This window comes from Pseudomonas sp. B2M1-30 (assembly GCF_025447575.1).
Lineage (GTDB): Bacteria > Pseudomonadota > Gammaproteobacteria > Pseudomonadales > Pseudomonadaceae > Aquipseudomonas > Aquipseudomonas botevensis.
On record NZ_JAOEJT010000002.1, the window covers coordinates 55,950 to 70,737 of the forward strand.

The following is a 14,788-nucleotide window of genomic DNA, read 5'->3' on the forward strand; positions in this document are numbered from 1 at the left end:
GAATGCTTATTTACTGGCGTTCAACACAATCCGATACCGCGCCTTGCCGCTGCGCAGGTGATCCACGGCTTCGTTGACCCGGCTCATCGGGAATTCCTCGACCTGCGGCAGAATTTGATGCCGGGCGCAGAACTCCAGCATGGTCGCCGTGGTGCCGGGCGAGCCAACCGGTGAGGCGGACAGGCTTTTCTGCTGCGGAATCAAATTGAACACATGCACCGGAATGGCATCGGGCACCACGCCGACAAAGTGCAGGCGGCCCTTGCCGCGCAGGGTGGCGAGCATTGCCGTCCAGTCGAGGTTGGCGTTGGCCGTCACCAGCAGGAAGTCCAGGGTGCCGGCAATGCGTTTCAGCGCATCGCTGTCGGTGGAGGCGACCACGTTATGCGCACCGAGGCGTTTGGCTTCCTCTTGCTTGCTCAATGACGAGGTGAAGGCGGTGACTTCACAGCCCCAGGCGTTGAGGAAACGCAAGGCCAGATGCCCCAGCCCGCCGATGCCGACCACACCGACCCGGTCGGTTGGTTTGATGCCGAACTGCACCAGCGGATTGAACACCGTGGAGCCCGCGCAGAACAGCGGGCCGGCCTTCGCCGGGTCCAGACCGTCGGGAATCGGCGTTGCCCAGGCCCAGTGCGCACGCACGTGATCGGCGAAGCCGCCGTTGCTGCCAATGATCGTCGGTTGCACCGTGGTGCACAGGTGATGGGAACCGCCCATGCACGAAGAACAATGCATGCAACTGCCCTTGTACCAGCCGATGCCGACCCGCTGGCCGACCTTGAGTCCGCGCGCCTGCGGGCCGATGCGCACGATGCTGCCCACCACTTCATGGCCGGGGATGAACGGGTACTGGCTGATGCCCCAGTCGTTGTCGATCAGCGACTGATCGGAATGGCAGACGCCGCAATATTCCACGGCGACTTCGACTTCCTCGTCTCCCAGCGGGCCGGGATCGTAGCTGTAGCGCTCCAGCGGCGCGCCGGCTGCTGTGGCGGCCCAGCCGGTGAAGGTCGAGGGTTCGGTGCTGTTGCTCATAGGGACACCTCCGGATCAGGAGACCGGGGCCTGGCAGCCCTGGCGCCGCGGACGCAGCGTGGAGAGTCTAGCGGGTCATCGAGTAATCGCTACAGCCAGTTTTCGACGATGCGCCGATCCAGTTCCTCCCAGAGCGCCATGCCCAGCACGCGGGTGGTGTTCAACCCACGCAGATAGCCACGCAACTGATTGGCGGTATCGCGCACGCGTTCGGCGTCGGTGTCTTTCTGGATCAGTACGGTTTCGTATTCCACCAGATAGTCGGCGACGCGCTCGCGGAACTCGGGCAATACGGCATCGCGGATCAGATCAAAGGTTCGCACAAGTCATCCTCGGTTTTTTTCGTTGTATTGAGTGTGTCGCAGTCTGCACGGGGTTGAACTATCGCTTCAAGTAATAGTGACCATCACCAAACGCAAGTTCTGCTTTGGCGCCGATGAGCGGAAAATCGCCTCCATCGAAACGCTGCTCAAGGAATTTGCGCGATGAACAGATTGACCCGACTGGCTGTAGTCGCCCTGCTGATGGGCGGGGTTGCAACGATTGCACCGGCTTACGCAGACGACACCCAGTCGTGCCACTTTCTACCCATCGCCGGCAGCAGCGCCGGGCTTGCGCACTCGCAAACGGTCGGTGTGCTGTACAGCGAAAACACGCTGGACGACCTGCAATACCTTGAGCGCTACCACGATGTGGCAGTGAACGGTGCGAAAGATGCGCTCGATGCGCGGATTCGCGAGGCCTTCGTCAGCAGCTCCGACCCGGAACTGGCGATCGACTGGCTGACCCGTTCGCTGCAACAGCAATTTCTCTCGGTGACGGTCTACGCCAGTCTCGATGAACTGGTGCAGGCCAAACCTGATCTGGTGGTGATGCTCGACACCCACAACCGCTTGCTGACCCAGCGCAACAGCCAGGTAGAAGCACGCTTCGCCGCGCGCTTCTACGATGCCGGCCTGCAATACATCGGCAAGGCCGAAGGGGCGGTCGAGAAGCAGATGCCGTCGGTGTGGGTTCACAACAAGGCAGCGCCGGAGATCGCCGCGCAGATCGAGCAACAACGTGATCTGCAACTGAGTGCCTTGAAGCAGTTCGACGATTCGCTCAAGGCTCTGGTGACCGCTGGCTGATGGCATGACTCAAAACAGCGACGAAAGCGCCCGTGACGCCGAACGTCGCTGAGAACCGAACCTTTATTTTCAGGATTTTATCCATGCGTGCTTTTTTTGTTCCCGCCCTGGCGTTTGCCGCTTTGCTGACGGGGTGTGCTTCGGCACCGAACGACCCGACGCTGACCCTGCAAACCCACAAGACGCCTGCGCAGTACGCCGAATGCGTGGTGCCGAAACTGCAGGGCAGTTCGCTGAATCCGACGGTGTCCCAGACCCAGCGCAGCTACCGCATCGTAGTGCCGAGCAAAGTCGCGGCGGACAACGTACTGGAGGCTTACAAGGCCCAGGATGGTGGCAAGGTGTTCTTGTACGAGCGCCACTTGCTGGCCTCGAGCTTCATGCCTTCGAGTTTTGAACGTGCCGCCCAGGAATGCCTGTAACCGCTGAACGTTTTTGAAGATGCTCCTTTGGTTGGCCGCAACCAACCAATTTTTTGCCCCGCGCCATGCGGGGCTTTTTTTTGCCTGGCGTTTTTCATGGGCAAGCGAGCGCCGGATCGGCAGCTACGCTGGTGGGGTTACGAACCCGCAAGCAAGGGAGCACGAACATCATGAGTGAAGAGCAGCAAGGTCCGGCTTCGGCGCTGATCGACGCCAGAATCAAGGAGCTGGGCGACTGGCGCGGCCAAATGCTGGCCGAGATCCGGGCGATCATCCATGGGGCGGATGCCGAGGTGGTCGAGGAATGGAAGTGGCGGGGCGTACCGGTCTGGTCACGGCACGGAATCATCTGCACGGGGGAGACTTACAAGTCGGCGGTGAAGATGACATTCGCCAAGGGGGCCGCGCTGAAAGATCCGTCGAAACTGTTCAACGCCAGCCTCGAAGGCAATACCCGGCGCGCGATTGATTTTCACGAAGGCGACAGCATCGATGCCCAGGCGTTGAAAACGCTGGTACGTGCGGCAATTGAGTTGAATAAAAAGAAATGAATCTGACCACTTGAACAAGTGATCTGGAGGATTTTGCGGAGGGAGGAAATAGAGAAAATGGCAGGGGCGGCTGGATTCGAACCAACGCATGGCAGGATCAAAACCTGCTGCCTTACCGCTTGGCGACGCCCCTGAAGCTTTTGCCGCAGTCCCGAAGGGTCTGCTGCAAGAACGGGCGGAAATTTACCAACATTCGAGGCGTCTGGGAACCCCCGAAGGCAAATAAATTTCATGGAAAACAGCTACTTATTTTCCGAACCGGCCGAAATGCAGGTTTTGCCGCCGATTTGCTCCGGCAAACCCGACGCAAAACCTGCAAGCGGACCACCCTCAATTGCCGTCCGCCACCTTGCGCTCGATCTCGTCGACCTTGCGTTGCAACGCTTCGGCGTCCTGTTCCTTGGCGCGGGTGGAAGAGGGCGTGATGACCTCGTCCACGGCTTCGGTAGCGCGATCCGGGTCCGTCAGGTCCCGTTCCACGACATTCACCGGTTTACCCGAGGTGTCGGTGGGCGGAGCATTGGACGGGGCGGTGGATGAGCGGTCGTCGTTGTTCATGGTGCTGTCCTCCGTAGGGTTTAAACGTTGGATGCAGCGGCAGAACGCGAGTTCGAGTTTTTTACCGGCCGCCCCGGCCTTGAGGACAGAAAGCGCACTTCACGGACCGATCGCGCAGGCATTTGATTCGCGAGGCAACTTGTCACAATCGGTATTTTTTCATTGCCGATAGTGATCAGCCCAACGCGTTTTCAATGAGGCTGCATCGTGTTTCAACGTCTTCTGTGTTCGCTGTCCGTCCTGAGCCTGTCCATCGCCGCCGCCCAGGCCGCCGACGATTCCACCGCCCTCAATACCCCGCGCCTGACCGGGATCGACAACTTTCGCGACATCGCCGGCACCACCACCGCCTACGCCACGGCTCACGACGGCATCATGCGCGCCGGGGTGTTCTATCGCTCCAATGCGTTGACGCCGACCGCCTCGGACCTGACGACCCTCAACGGTCTGGGCATCAAGGCCATCTACGACCTGCGCACGCCCAGCGAAATCGCGGCCACCCCCGATACCCTGATCAGCGGCGCGACCTACCAGAACATCGACATCATCGGCAGCACCACGTCCGGCGCCAACATCACCACCGTTTCGTTCAAAAGCGCCGCCGATGCTATTGCGATGATGCAGCAGACCAATCGCGCGTTCGTCAGCGATGCCGGCATGCGCAGTCAATTCAGCGTGCTGTTCAATGAACTGGCCGGGGTCGATGGCGCGGCGCTGTTCCATTGCACCGCCGGCAAGGATCGCACCGGCTGGACCGCTGCCGTGTTGCAGAGCATCGCCGGGGTCGACAGCGCGACCATCATGAGCAACTACCTGGCGACCAACGATTACACCGCCGCCCGTGTGGCCGCGACCTTGAAGGCATTGCCGCCGAGCATGGCGACGGTTTATCTGCCGTTGCTGGGTGTCGAGGCCAGTTACCTGCAAGCGGGCCTGGATCAGGTCACCGCGCAATACGGCAGCATGGACAACTACCTCAAGCAAGGACTGGGATTGTCCCAGGAAACCCTTTACGTGCTGCGCGGCAAAATGGTCGAGTACAACAGCCTGCCCGGCCAGGCGGGTCTGGTCGGCAACGCCGCTGCCGGCGCGCAGTTGTTGCAGCAGTTGCAGAACAGCGACCTGTCGGGCACCTACAGCGCCTACAACTACTACCTGCAATCGGCGATCGACGGCGGTAGCCTGGGAGGCGTCGAGTCCACGGTCGGCGGTCAGGTGCACGCCGATGCGGCGAGTTACCTGCTGCGTCAGGACGCGATGATCGAGCAGGCCGCCGCGCCCTACGCCAGCGGCACTGACCTTAAGGTCGGCCAATATCGCCTCTGGACGACGGCGCTCGCCGGTTATCTGAGCACCGACGGTTCGTCCCACGCCGCCAGCAGCAATGAACACAGCCAGGGCATGATGGTTGGCGTCACCCGGCGTTTCAGCGAGCAACTCAGCGCCCATGGCGGTTTCGGCTACAGCAAGGGCAGCGTCGGCGGGGCCGGTGGCGAGGCGGATACCGATTACACCTTCCTCGCGCTGGGCGCACGTTTTGCCCCCAATGGGCTGGAGCGCGGACTGTTTGTCGACGCCGATGCCAGCGCCGGTTACATCGACTACGACAGCAAGCGCGACCTCGGCGGTGGCCTGGGTTCTGCCAAGGGCAACAGCCACGGCAACCTGACCGGCGCAACGCTGGCGCTGGGTTACCGTTTGCCGGTCGATGGCGTGACCCTTGAACCGCGCCTCGGTATGCGGATCAGCCGCGTGGACCTGGCCGGTTTCAAGGAAAAGGGCAGCGAACTGGCGCTCGATGTCGATGACCTGCAGCAAACCCGTCGCAGTGCCGTCGCCGATCTGAATGCGTCATTCGCACCGGTGACGATGGGGGCCTGGCAACTGGTGCCTGGCGTTCGCGTCGGTTACGAGCATGTGCTGGGAGACCATGAGGTCGACAGTGAAGGCCATCTGCTGGGGCTGGATATCGAACAGCGCGCGGCGTTCGATAACCGCGACCAGTTCAGTGGCGCGGTGAATGTCATGGCCAATCTTGGCCCGCTGAGCGTGGGGGCCGAAGTCGGTGCCAGTGGGGGCGATGACAGCCATGGCTTTGCTGGCAGCCTCAAGGCCAGCTACCTGTTCTGACCGGCCAGCGGTGGCGAGGAAGCAAGGTTCTTCGCCACCGTTTCAACGCAGTCCTTTGCGGACATCTGCCGGACTGACGCCGTAAGCACGCTGAAAATACTGACAAAACCTGCCGACATTGCTGAACCCGTATTGCAGCGCCACCTCGCTCACCGAGGACACCGTGCCTAGCGCCAATGCCTCACGGGCACGCGCCAGCCGTACCTGCCGCTGATACGCGACAATCGAAGTCCCCGTAAACCGCCGAAACCCGTCCTGCAAGGCGCGCAGACTGACGTTGCTCAATTGCGCCAGATCCGTGCCGCTGACCAGATGCTGCGGATGCGCCTGGATGTATTCGATCGCCTGTTTCACATGTCGGGGCGCAATCATCGGCTGTGGATGGCGCAACGCTTCGCTGAAATTGTGCGGCCAGGCTTCCAGCACCGCATCCACCAGCATCTCGCGCAGGCGTGACGGCAGCAGGGTGCCAGCGCTCATCAGCAGGTCGAACTCGGTGCCGGTCGCCAGGTCGATCAGCGCACGGATGCCCTGGCACGCCGCGCTGTCGAGATTGACCTTGGGTTCGAACTGCAGCTTTTGCAGGATCGGCCTGCCGAGCAGCGTCGACAGGCGCTCGGTGAGAACCCGGCGGCCAATCGACATGCCGCGATGGGCGTGATCGTCGATGAAACGCATCGAACGCAGTTCGGCCTTGTCAACGGCCAGCCCGACCTGCGTCGTGCCCAGCGATTCGGTGGCGTGGTTGAAGAGGATTTTGCCGGCGCTGGGAATGACAAACGTCACTTCATCGAACGGCAGCGGAAATTCGACGGCGAAATCGCCGCGATAGTGCATGCGCCGGAAACTCACGTCTTCGTAGCGGCCATACACGCCGCCAATGACGATGTCCTTGGGCGGTGGCGGAGAGTCGCCGTAGCGGTTGCCGAACATTTTGGAGAACAGGGCGCCGAAGTCGTCGCGGTTCATGTCATTGGATCTGAGGATGATGTGCTGTCGCGTCGTGCCTGAGTACACCTGAGGTCGCCTTGGCTATGTGCGGGTCGGACAAACGCCGGGACGTTAGCAGGCAGAAATGACAGATTCGTGACTGGCAGCCCGGCGCGCCTGCCAGTGTTCGCGGGCGGTCGGTATCAGGCCGACAGATGCTCGTACAGAATCGTCGCCCCGACGATCATCAGCACCACGCCACCGACGATTTCAGCACGCTTGCCGACCAGGGTGCCGAGAACTCGGCCGAGCATCACGCCGACAGTGACCATGGTCATGGTCGCCAGGCCGATGGCCGCTGCTGCCACCCAGATGTTCACGTCGACGAAGGCCAGTCCCACCCCGACGGCGAGGGCGTCGATGCTGGTGGCGACAGCGGTAATCGCCAACACCAGGAATGAATGCTGACCGGGTTTTTCTTCTTCCTGCTCATCCTGCTTCAGGCCGTTGTAGATCATGTGCAGGCCCAGCACCAACAGCAGAGTGAAGGCGATCCAGTGATCCCAGTTTTCCACCCAGCGGGTGGCAGCCTGGCCGATCAGCCAGCCCATGATCGGGGTGATGGCTTCGATGACACCGAAGATCAGACCGGTGCGCAGTGCTTCGGTGAGGCGTGGTTTGTTCAGGCTGGAGCCTTTGCCGATGGCGGCAGCGAAGGCGTCCGTGGACATGGCCAGGGCGAGGAAGATCAGGGAAACAGGATTCACGGGCAAGACTTCCGGTCGGGCTATGAGTCAACGACACAACCACACGCCCGACCTCAGGCATGGATGTGTCGTCGGTCTCACCAACCAAAAGGTGTTCGTACCACGGCGTGTTGCCGAGAATGTTGATACGAACGCTTCCGAAGGACTCGGAAACAGGCTACTCCCCAACGAGGCCGGCATCATAGACGGGTCAGGATGAAAAATTCGTCAAATTCGCTTAATCGATCAGCCCACGGCCGGGCCCGCATTGATCCGCAGTTCGGCACACAGTCCGCCCTGGGGGCGGTTGTAGAGTTGCAGCGTGCTGCCGAGCTTGTTGACGATCATCTGCACGATCGCCAATCCCAGGCCTGCACCATTGGCATGGCCCTGGCTGTAGAAGCGCTCGAACAACCGCGCGTAGTCCTGTTCGTCGATACCCGGACCTGCGTCTTCGACGCTGATGCATGCGGCGCCGCAGGGGTGGGGGGCGACCTGAACCCGGACTTCGCTGCCGGACGGCGCGAAGTTGAGCGCGTTGGTTACCAGATTCTGCAAGGCGATGGCGAGGGCCACCGGATCGGTTTCGACGGGGCAGTGATGGTCGCTGTCGAGGATCAGATCGACGTTTTTTGCCAAGGCCAGCGGCGTTAACTCGGCAAGTTCTTCGCGCACCAGCGCGGTCAGCTCGACGCGGATTTTTTCCGCCGCCGCCAGGCGCGGTTCGATGCGGGCCATGGTCAGCAACTGACTGGCGATGCGCGTGGCGCGATCCACGGCGCTGACCAGAAACTCCAGCGCCTCGGCCTGTTGCTGCGCACTGGTGGCCAGTTGCGCGTTCTGTGCATGGATGCGCAGGATCGCCAGCGGTGTGCGCAGCTCGTGGGCCGCATCGGCGATAAAACGCCGCTCCCGTGCCAGCAGGTCATCGATCTGCTGCAACAGGCGGTTGAGCGCGGTTTGCATCGGTTCGAGATCGTTAGGCAGAGGACTCAGGTGCAACGGCTTGAGGGTGTCGGTGTCGCGACCCCGGATTGACTGGGCCATGACCCGCAACGGTTGCAAGCCCCAGCCGATGGTCAGCCAGATCAACGTCGCCAGCAACGGCACGCCGATCAGGCTTGGCCACAGTGTGTGGCCGACGATGCGCTGGATCAGATCCTGCCGGATGTCATCCCGTTCGCCGACCCAGATCAGCAACCCTTGTTGCGTATCCTTGAGCAGAAATGCGCACCAGTCTCGACCGTTTTCCATCAGGTCGTGGGAGCCGAGGGTGGCCGGCGGTTGATCGAGCAGCGGCGCCTCAGCCGAGCGCACCAGCAACTGGCCGTCGTTGCGCCAGACCTGAAAGGTCAAACGCGTCTCGTAGGGATGTAACGCCTCGCCATCGTCCATCCGGCTCATGGCCTCATCGAAGGCGCGATGCAGGCGATCCCAGTCGTTATCGTCGGGATCGCGCTGGGCCAGCACGCCTTGCAGCAGGCGCGCACTCTGCGCCAGTTGGGCGTCGTAGATCTCTTCGATTTCGTGGTGGCTGTAACGCACCACCAGCCATGAAATCAGCACATCGCCGATCAACACCAGAATCAGCACCGGCACCAGAATCCGCGCACGTATGGACATCATGGTTTGAGTTCCACGACGTAGCCGACGCCGCGTACGGTGCGGATCAGTTCGGCGCAGAGCTTTTTACGCAGATTATGGATCAGTACCTCCAGCGTGTTGCTCTCGACCCGTTCCTGCCAGCCGTACAGCGTGCGGGACAGACGTTCGCGGGTGACGACCTTGCCGGGGCGGACCATCAATTGATGGAGCAGCTGATACTCCATCGGCGTCATCACCACGTCGTTTCCTCGCCACGTGACCTGCTGGCTGACGGGGTCGAGGCAGACGCCGGCATGTTCCAGCACCGGTTGCGCACGCCCCTGGCTGCGCCGCAACAAGGCACGGATACGGGCCTTGAGTTCGTCGACATCGAACGGTTTGATCAGGTAGTCGTCGGCTCCGGCATCCAGCCCGGCGATGCGTTCGGCGGTGCCGTCGCGGGCGGTGAGGATCAGCACCGGCAGATCCTGCTGGCTGCTGCGCAACTGTTGCAGCAGCGTCAGGCCATCGAGCTTCGGCAGGCCGAGATCCAGCAGCAACAGGTCGAAGCTCTCGCTGCGCAGGGCGTGCAAGGCGCTGGCGCCGTCCTGCAGCCAGTCGAGGGTGTAACCCTCGTTGCTCAGGGCAACGCGGATGCCCTGGATGAGGGCGAGGTCATCTTCGACCAGAAGTAGGCGCATGGTGGTGCTCGCAAGGTTACCGATGGCGTGACGGCGCAATCATGCCGTCCGCACGGGCGTCATGGCAGTTCTGACATCGGTAAAGATGTAACGGCGCGTTGCCAACTAAGGTTTCACTAAGGTTGCTTTCGCACAGTGGAGCTTTCCCGTCCCGTGAGAGTGTTTCCATGCGCAAGCTACTGCTGTTGTCCCTGATCGTCGCCAGCCCGCTGGCCATCGCCGGCCCGCAATGCACCACTGCCGAGCGTTCGCAATGGCAAGACCAGAAGGCCTTTCAGGAACAACTGAAAAGCCAGGGTTATGAAATCAGTAAATTCAAAGTCACCGATGGCAATTGCTACGAGATCTACGGCTTCGACAAGGACAAGCGCAAGGTCGAGATCTATCACGACCCGGTCAGCGGTAAAGCAGTCAAGACCGAGATCAAGGGCTGATGCCAGGCCAATCCCTGCGCCTGTGGGACCCCGTAGTGCGGCTGTTCCACTTGTCCATCGCCGGCGTCTTCGTTGGCAATTACTTCTTTAATGAAGCGGGCGACGACTGGCATGTCTGGCTGGGTTACTACGCCATGGGCTGGCTGCTGGTGCGGCTGGTGTGGGGATTCATCGGTCCGGCCAGCGCGCGCTGGTCGGACTTCTGGCCGACGCGCGCGAGACTGGCAGCCCATGTTCGGTCGCTGCTTGAGCGGCGTCCGGAGCGCCGTCTCGGGCATTCGCCGATCGGTGCGCTGGTGATGATCCTCATGCTGTTGGCGATGCTGACCACCGGTCTGAGCGGCTGGGCCATGGAAGAAGTCGATGCCTTGTGGGGGGCCGACTGGCCGCTGCAAGTACACGAAACCGCTGCCGACGCCTTGCTGGTGATGGTCGCGATTCACATCGCGGCAGCGCTGTTCGAGAGTTTCCAGGTGCGCGACAACCTGCCGTTGTCGATGCTCACGGGACGCCGGCGGCGTTTACCGGACGATCCGCAGCGCTGACACGGAGGTTTTTTTGATGCCTTTTCATCCTGAATCTGCCGTGAGCCTTTTATGCGTGCGCTGTCCTTTCGCTTGAAATTTCTTATCGTGGCGCTTGCCGTCAGCCTGATTTTTTTCGCGGCGTGGCGCAGTCATCCCGCGCATGTGCTGGCGCCTTTCGCCGACGCTACTCCCGACGTGCCGGCATCGGTGGCCGTTGCCGAGCCGACCTACAGCAGTCGTTTCGTGTCATCCGAACTGGATGATTTCGTTCATTCGTCATCGGTCACGGCGTTGCCCGGCGGTGACCTGATGGCTGTGTGGTTCGCCGGCTCGCGTGAAGGCGCCGCCGACGTGCAGATCCGCACCGCACGTTTCAACGCGAGGGCGGCCGAGTGGGGCGCCGAGCAAGTGCTGGCGACCCGCGAATCGACGATCGCCGGCACGGGGCGCTACATCCGCAAATTGGGCAATCCGGTGATTGCCCTGGCACCGGATCAGCGTCTGTGGATGTTCTATGTCTCGGTGTCCGTGGGCGGTTGGGCCACCAGCGCGATCAACGTGATGGTTTCCGATGACCTGGGGCGCAACTGGTCGGCGTCGCGTCAACTGGTCACGTCGCCGTTCTTCAATATCAGCACGCTGGTGCGCGCGGCGCCGGTGTTCCATGCCGATGGCTCGATTGGCCTGCCGGTGTATCACGAGTTCATGGGCAAGTTTGCCGAGTACCTGTATCTGAGCGCGGATGGCGAGGTGATCGACAAATTCCGCATCAGTCGGGGCAAGCATTCGTTGCAGCCGACCATCGTCCCGCTCGACGAGCGCCGCGCGGTGGCGATGCTGCGCTATGCCGGTGACACCCATCATCGGGTCCTGGCCAGCCGCACCGACGACGCCGGCCAGACCTGGAGCGAACCGTATCCGCTGGAACCGTCCAACCCCAACTCGTCGCTGGCGGCGGTGGGCACCGCTGATGACGGTTTGCTGGTGGCGCTCAATGACCTGCGCGACGGGCGCTTCAAGCTCAGCCTGTACGGCACGGATGCTAGTCTCAACGACTGGCGCAGTGTGATCGAGCTTGATCAGTCACCGGACCCGCGCGGTCAACCATTCTCGCCTGAGGCCTACAAGGCAATTATCGGCGAAGGTTTTCGTGCATCCAGCGGCGCGCAACGTCTGCCGCTGGAACAGCGTTTCCTGAGCAATCTGGACTACCGGGTGTGCAAGCCTGAAGGCTGTGAGTTCGAGTACGAGTACCCGTATTTCAGCCGTGGCAGCGATGGCCTTTATCACCTGGTTTATTCGTGGAACAACACCTTCATCAAACATGTCAGCTTCAACGATGCCTGGCTGGCGGAGCGCCTGTGATGCTGTTTCTCTGGCAAGCCCATTTGACGTTCATCCTGCTCGGTTTTGTTCTGCTGGGCTCATTGCGTGCCACCCATGGCTGGCGTCCGTGGCTGTTACCCCTGCTGGCAGTGACAAGCTTTGTTCCACTCAACGGTCTGCCGCTGGCGGCATATGTGCGCAGCTATACCGATGATCTGGCGATCACGACGCTGGTGTTTCTCGGTTGGGCCAGTCTGTCGCGTCTGGGTGTCGTACAGCCATTGCAGCGGCCTGCACGCCTTCAGGTGCTGCTCCAGTTTGCCGGTCTGGCGCTATCGCTGTATCCGGCGACCTTGGGCCTGACCTATTTCGACCCTTACCGCTGGGGTTTCAATCCGCGCCCGATGATTGTCCTGACGGGGCTGGCGGCGCTGGTTCTGCTGTGGCTGCGCAATGGCTTGGCGGTGGCGATGCTGGCCCTCGCCACACTGGCGTTCGCCCTGCGCCTCAAAGCATCGGAAAACTATTGGGATTACCTGATCGATCCGCTGCTGGCGGGGTACTGCCTGATCGCCGCAATCATGCTTGCCGCCAAAGCGCTGTGGCAGCGGCTGCGTCGCCCATCAACAGCGGCGACGCCTTCAATCTGAACGAATGACATCGAGGTAAACGATGGGGTGGTTGCAATCGCGTCGCCTACGCTACGGCGTGGGTGCGGCAGGCCTGTTGTTCGCGCTGCTGGCGCTGCTCAGGCTGGGGTTTGTGCTCGGGTTTTCCGGGATCGAAGCCGGACGGCTTTTTGCTGATCCGCAGTGGCTGGAAACGCTGGGCATCGGCCTGCGTTTCGACTTGCGTCTGGCAATCTTGCTGATGTTGCCATTGGCGCTGCTGGCCTGGCTGCCGCGCTGGAACCTCACCCGTGTGGCGCTGCTGCGCAAGGTGGCAAGGGCCTACTGGCTGCTGGTGTTGGGGCTGATCGGTCTGGTGTACGTCATCGATTTCGGCCATTACGCCTACCTCGGTGTGCGGATCAATGCCACGGTGTTGCGCTATCTGGAGGATGCGCAGATCTCATGGCAAATGGTCTGGGAAACGTACCCGGTGCTGTGGATCGCTCTCGGCTGACTGGCCGGCGTGATGCTGTGGTTCCTGGGGTTCTTGCGCCTGGAACGGCTGACGCTGGCGCAAAAACCTCGGCAGATTCGCCGTACTTCGCTGGCATTGGGCACCGGAGCAACAATGGTTGCTGTGCTGCTGGCCCTTCTTGGACGGGTGGAAAACCTCAACCTGGAAAACCCGGTGCCCCTGCGCTGGAGCGATGCGTTCTTTTCCGGCAATGCGCAGGTCGCCGCACCGGGGCTCAACCCGGTACTGTTTTTCTACGACACCCTCAAGGCCGGACAAGCGCAGTTCGATGAAGCGCAGGTACGGGCGCATTACCCGGTGGTATCGCGCTATCTGGGAGTGGATCAGCCTGACCCGCAGGCCTTGAACTTCGACCGTCAGCAAGGGGTGCAGCCCTATCGGGTTGCGGCCGGGCGGGCGCCGAACGTGATGTTTGTCATGCTCGAATCCCTTGGTGCCAGCGCCGTGGGCGCCTACGGCAATCCGCTGAACCCGACGCCGAATCTTGATCGCCTGGCGACCCAGAGCTGGTTCTTCAAGCACTTCTATGTGCCCGTCACCGGCACCGCTAAAACCGTGTGGGCGAGCATCACTGGCGTACCGGACGTGACCCGCCAGGAAACCGCGACCCGCCATCCGCTGATTACCCGTCAGCACACGCTGATCAACGCCTTCAGCGACTATCAGAAGCTGTACATGATCGGTGGCAATGCCGGGTGGGCCAATATCAATGCGTTGATCCAGCAAAGCATCGATGGGGTGCGCCTGTATCAGGAAAGCGACTGGCGTTCGCCGCTGGTGGACGTGTGGGGAATCTCCGATCTGGATCTGTTCAAGGAGGGCGACCGGATTCTGCGTGAGCTGCCGCAAGACCGACCCTTCTTCGCCTACGTACAAACCTCGGGCAACCACCGACCGTTTACCATTCCCAGGGACAACGATGGTTTCGAAGTCAGCGCTCTGCCTCTCGAACAGGTGCAGAGCGCCGGATCGCGCAGCGTCGAGCAATACAACGCGGTACGTCTGCTGGACTTCAACATCGGTCGGCTGATGGAGCTGGCCAAGGCTGGCGGTTATTACGACAACACGATTTTTGTGTTCTTCGGCGATCACAACACGCGCATCAGCCGCATCCCGCACATGCCCCCGGCGTTCGAGCAACTGGGGCTGGAAAGCAACCATGTGCCGCTGCTGATTCACGCGCCAGGCCTGCTTGAACCCCGGGTGTTCGACGAGGCGACCGGGCTGGCTGATTTACTGCCGACGGTGGCCGGCATCGCGGGTATCCCGTTCAGCAACGGCGCGATGGGACGTGACATTCAGCAACCGTCTGCTGAGGGTGAACGGGTGGTGCCGCTGGTGCTGCGCGAAGGCACCTTCCCGGTGATCGGCGGAGTGACCCGCGATTACCTGCTGCAAATGCAGCACGACGGCAGCGCGCCGACCTTGCACGATTTGAAGTCGAACACGCCGCTGGAAAACGTCGCCGGGCAGCACCCCGAGGAGTTTCGGCGCCTGACCGAACTCACCCGAGGCCTGCACGAAAGCGCACGGCTGATGCTCTACCGCAACGTGCGCTGAGCGGC

The 14,788-nt window shown here is 61.6% G+C and carries 15 protein-coding genes, 1 tRNA gene, 1 pseudogene and 1 riboswitch; of the genes and pseudogenes, 9 read left to right on the forward strand and 8 right to left on the reverse strand.

Features of this window, described 5'->3' with window-relative positions; translation table 11 throughout:
• Positions 1-6: 6 nt before the first annotated feature.
• Together N8H74_RS03920 and N8H74_RS03925 are read right to left on the reverse strand one after the other, a co-directional pair.
• On the reverse strand, positions 7-1,038 hold the full coding sequence (locus N8H74_RS03920) for an NAD(P)-dependent alcohol dehydrogenase (RefSeq protein WP_262146301.1): 1,032 nt from the start codon (positions 1,036-1,038) through the stop codon (positions 7-9).
• Positions 1,039-1,127: 89 nt separating this feature from the next.
• On the reverse strand, positions 1,128-1,361 hold the full coding sequence (locus tag N8H74_RS03925) for a hypothetical protein (protein WP_217829650.1): 234 nt from the start codon (positions 1,359-1,361) through the stop codon (positions 1,128-1,130).
• A 162-nt stretch (positions 1,362-1,523) separates the two neighbouring features.
• On the opposite strand from N8H74_RS03925, the gene N8H74_RS03930 reads away from it, so the two are divergent.
• From N8H74_RS03930 to N8H74_RS03940, 3 genes are all read left to right on the forward strand, one after another.
• Positions 1,524-2,168, forward strand: a complete 645-nt coding sequence (locus N8H74_RS03930) for an ATPase (RefSeq protein ID WP_262146303.1) — start codon at positions 1,524-1,526, stop codon at positions 2,166-2,168.
• Between the two features lie 83 nt (positions 2,169-2,251).
• On the forward strand, positions 2,252-2,590 hold the full coding sequence (locus N8H74_RS03935) for a hypothetical protein (protein ID WP_217829652.1): 339 nt from the start codon (positions 2,252-2,254) through the stop codon (positions 2,588-2,590).
• A 170-nt stretch (positions 2,591-2,760) separates the two neighbouring features.
• Entirely contained in the window at positions 2,761-3,141 is a 381-nt protein-coding gene (locus N8H74_RS03940) for a DUF1801 domain-containing protein (protein WP_217829653.1), read from the forward strand.
• 58 nt (positions 3,142-3,199) lie between these two features.
• Here N8H74_RS03940 and N8H74_RS03945 read toward each other — a convergent pair.
• Together N8H74_RS03945 and N8H74_RS03950 are read right to left on the reverse strand one after the other, a co-directional pair.
• Positions 3,200-3,274, reverse strand: a tRNA-Gln gene (locus N8H74_RS03945).
• Between the two features lie 197 nt (positions 3,275-3,471).
• Complete coding sequence (locus tag N8H74_RS03950; protein ID WP_262146304.1) at positions 3,472-3,699, reverse strand: hypothetical protein; 228 nt, start codon at positions 3,697-3,699, stop codon at positions 3,472-3,474.
• A gap of 207 nt (positions 3,700-3,906) precedes the next feature.
• Between N8H74_RS03950 and N8H74_RS03955 the strand changes: the two genes are divergently transcribed.
• The gene (locus tag N8H74_RS03955; protein ID WP_262146306.1) at positions 3,907-5,829 is read left to right on the forward strand and encodes a tyrosine-protein phosphatase; all 1,923 of its coding nucleotides are present in this window, start codon (positions 3,907-3,909) and stop codon (positions 5,827-5,829) included.
• A 42-nt stretch (positions 5,830-5,871) separates the two neighbouring features.
• On the opposite strand, the gene N8H74_RS03960 is transcribed toward N8H74_RS03955, so the two are convergent.
• The 4 genes from N8H74_RS03960 to N8H74_RS03975 form a co-directional block, all read right to left on the reverse strand.
• Positions 5,872-6,798 (reverse strand): AraC family transcriptional regulator, encoded by a 927-nt coding sequence (locus tag N8H74_RS03960; RefSeq protein ID WP_262146307.1) that lies wholly within the window; start codon positions 6,796-6,798, stop codon positions 5,872-5,874.
• A gap of 164 nt (positions 6,799-6,962) precedes the next feature.
• Positions 6,963-7,526, reverse strand: a complete 564-nt coding sequence (gene mntP, locus N8H74_RS03965; RefSeq protein ID WP_262146308.1) for a manganese efflux pump MntP — start codon at positions 7,524-7,526, stop codon at positions 6,963-6,965.
• Between the two features lie 8 nt (positions 7,527-7,534).
• A riboswitch (yybP-ykoY riboswitch) is annotated at positions 7,535-7,704 on the reverse strand.
• Between the two features lie 47 nt (positions 7,705-7,751).
• Positions 7,752-9,131 carry an ATP-binding protein gene (locus N8H74_RS03970; RefSeq protein ID WP_262146309.1) on the reverse strand — a complete coding sequence of 460 codons (1,380 nt, stop codon included), beginning with the start codon at positions 9,129-9,131 and terminating at the stop codon, positions 7,752-7,754.
• Positions 9,128-9,790 (reverse strand): response regulator, encoded by a 663-nt coding sequence (locus N8H74_RS03975; protein WP_217829658.1) that lies wholly within the window; start codon positions 9,788-9,790, stop codon positions 9,128-9,130. The genes N8H74_RS03970 and N8H74_RS03975 overlap by 4 nt, the downstream gene beginning before the upstream one ends.
• 167 nt (positions 9,791-9,957) lie before the next feature.
• On the opposite strand from N8H74_RS03975, the gene N8H74_RS03980 reads away from it, so the two are divergent.
• The 5 genes and pseudogenes from N8H74_RS03980 to N8H74_RS04000 all read left to right on the forward strand — a co-directional run bounded on the left by N8H74_RS03980 (position 9,958) and on the right by N8H74_RS04000 (position 14,783).
• Positions 9,958-10,224 (forward strand): PepSY domain-containing protein, encoded by a 267-nt coding sequence (locus N8H74_RS03980; RefSeq protein WP_217829659.1) that lies wholly within the window; start codon positions 9,958-9,960, stop codon positions 10,222-10,224.
• The gene (locus N8H74_RS03985) at positions 10,224-10,769 is read left to right on the forward strand and encodes a cytochrome b/b6 domain-containing protein (RefSeq protein WP_262146310.1); all 546 of its coding nucleotides are present in this window, start codon (positions 10,224-10,226) and stop codon (positions 10,767-10,769) included. The genes N8H74_RS03980 and N8H74_RS03985 overlap by 1 nt, the downstream gene beginning before the upstream one ends.
• Positions 10,770-10,820: 51 nt before the next feature.
• Positions 10,821-12,116: a sialidase family protein gene (locus N8H74_RS03990; RefSeq protein WP_262146311.1), complete on the forward strand. Its 1,296-nt coding sequence runs from the start codon at positions 10,821-10,823 to the stop codon at positions 12,114-12,116.
• Positions 12,116-12,727 carry a hypothetical protein gene (locus N8H74_RS03995; RefSeq protein ID WP_262146312.1) on the forward strand — a complete coding sequence of 204 codons (612 nt, stop codon included), beginning with the start codon at positions 12,116-12,118 and terminating at the stop codon, positions 12,725-12,727. Before N8H74_RS03990 ends, N8H74_RS03995 begins: the two co-directional genes overlap by 1 nt.
• Positions 12,728-12,749: 22 nt before the next feature.
• Positions 12,750-14,783 (forward strand): annotated as a pseudogene (locus N8H74_RS04000) (LTA synthase family protein).
• The last annotated feature ends 5 nt before the right edge of the window (positions 14,784-14,788 follow it).

Bases quoted from the DNA above. Each gene is read 5' to 3' on its own strand.
- N8H74_RS03920 (WP_262146301.1), bottom strand. From the start codon at position 1,038: ATGAGCAACAGCACCGAACCCTCGACCTTCACCGGCTGGGCCGCCACA.
- N8H74_RS03930 (WP_262146303.1), top strand. From the start codon at position 1,524: ATGAACAGATTGACCCGACTGGCTGTAGTCGCCCTGCTGATGGGCGGG.
- N8H74_RS03935 (WP_217829652.1), top strand. From the start codon at position 2,252: ATGCGTGCTTTTTTTGTTCCCGCCCTGGCGTTTGCCGCTTTGCTGACG.
- N8H74_RS03940 (WP_217829653.1), top strand. From the start codon at position 2,761: ATGAGTGAAGAGCAGCAAGGTCCGGCTTCGGCGCTGATCGACGCCAGA.
- N8H74_RS03950 (WP_262146304.1), bottom strand. From the start codon at position 3,699: ATGAACAACGACGACCGCTCATCCACCGCCCCGTCCAATGCTCCGCCC.
- N8H74_RS03960 (WP_262146307.1), bottom strand. From the start codon at position 6,798: ATGAACCGCGACGACTTCGGCGCCCTGTTCTCCAAAATGTTCGGCAAC.
- N8H74_RS03970 (WP_262146309.1), bottom strand. From the start codon at position 9,131: ATGATGTCCATACGTGCGCGGATTCTGGTGCCGGTGCTGATTCTGGTG.
- N8H74_RS03975 (WP_217829658.1), bottom strand. From the start codon at position 9,790: ATGCGCCTACTTCTGGTCGAAGATGACCTCGCCCTCATCCAGGGCATC.
- N8H74_RS03980 (WP_217829659.1), top strand. From the start codon at position 9,958: ATGCGCAAGCTACTGCTGTTGTCCCTGATCGTCGCCAGCCCGCTGGCC.
- N8H74_RS03985 (WP_262146310.1), top strand. From the start codon at position 10,224: ATGCCAGGCCAATCCCTGCGCCTGTGGGACCCCGTAGTGCGGCTGTTC.
- N8H74_RS03990 (WP_262146311.1), top strand. From the start codon at position 10,821: ATGCGTGCGCTGTCCTTTCGCTTGAAATTTCTTATCGTGGCGCTTGCC.
- N8H74_RS03995 (WP_262146312.1), top strand. From the start codon at position 12,116: ATGCTGTTTCTCTGGCAAGCCCATTTGACGTTCATCCTGCTCGGTTTT.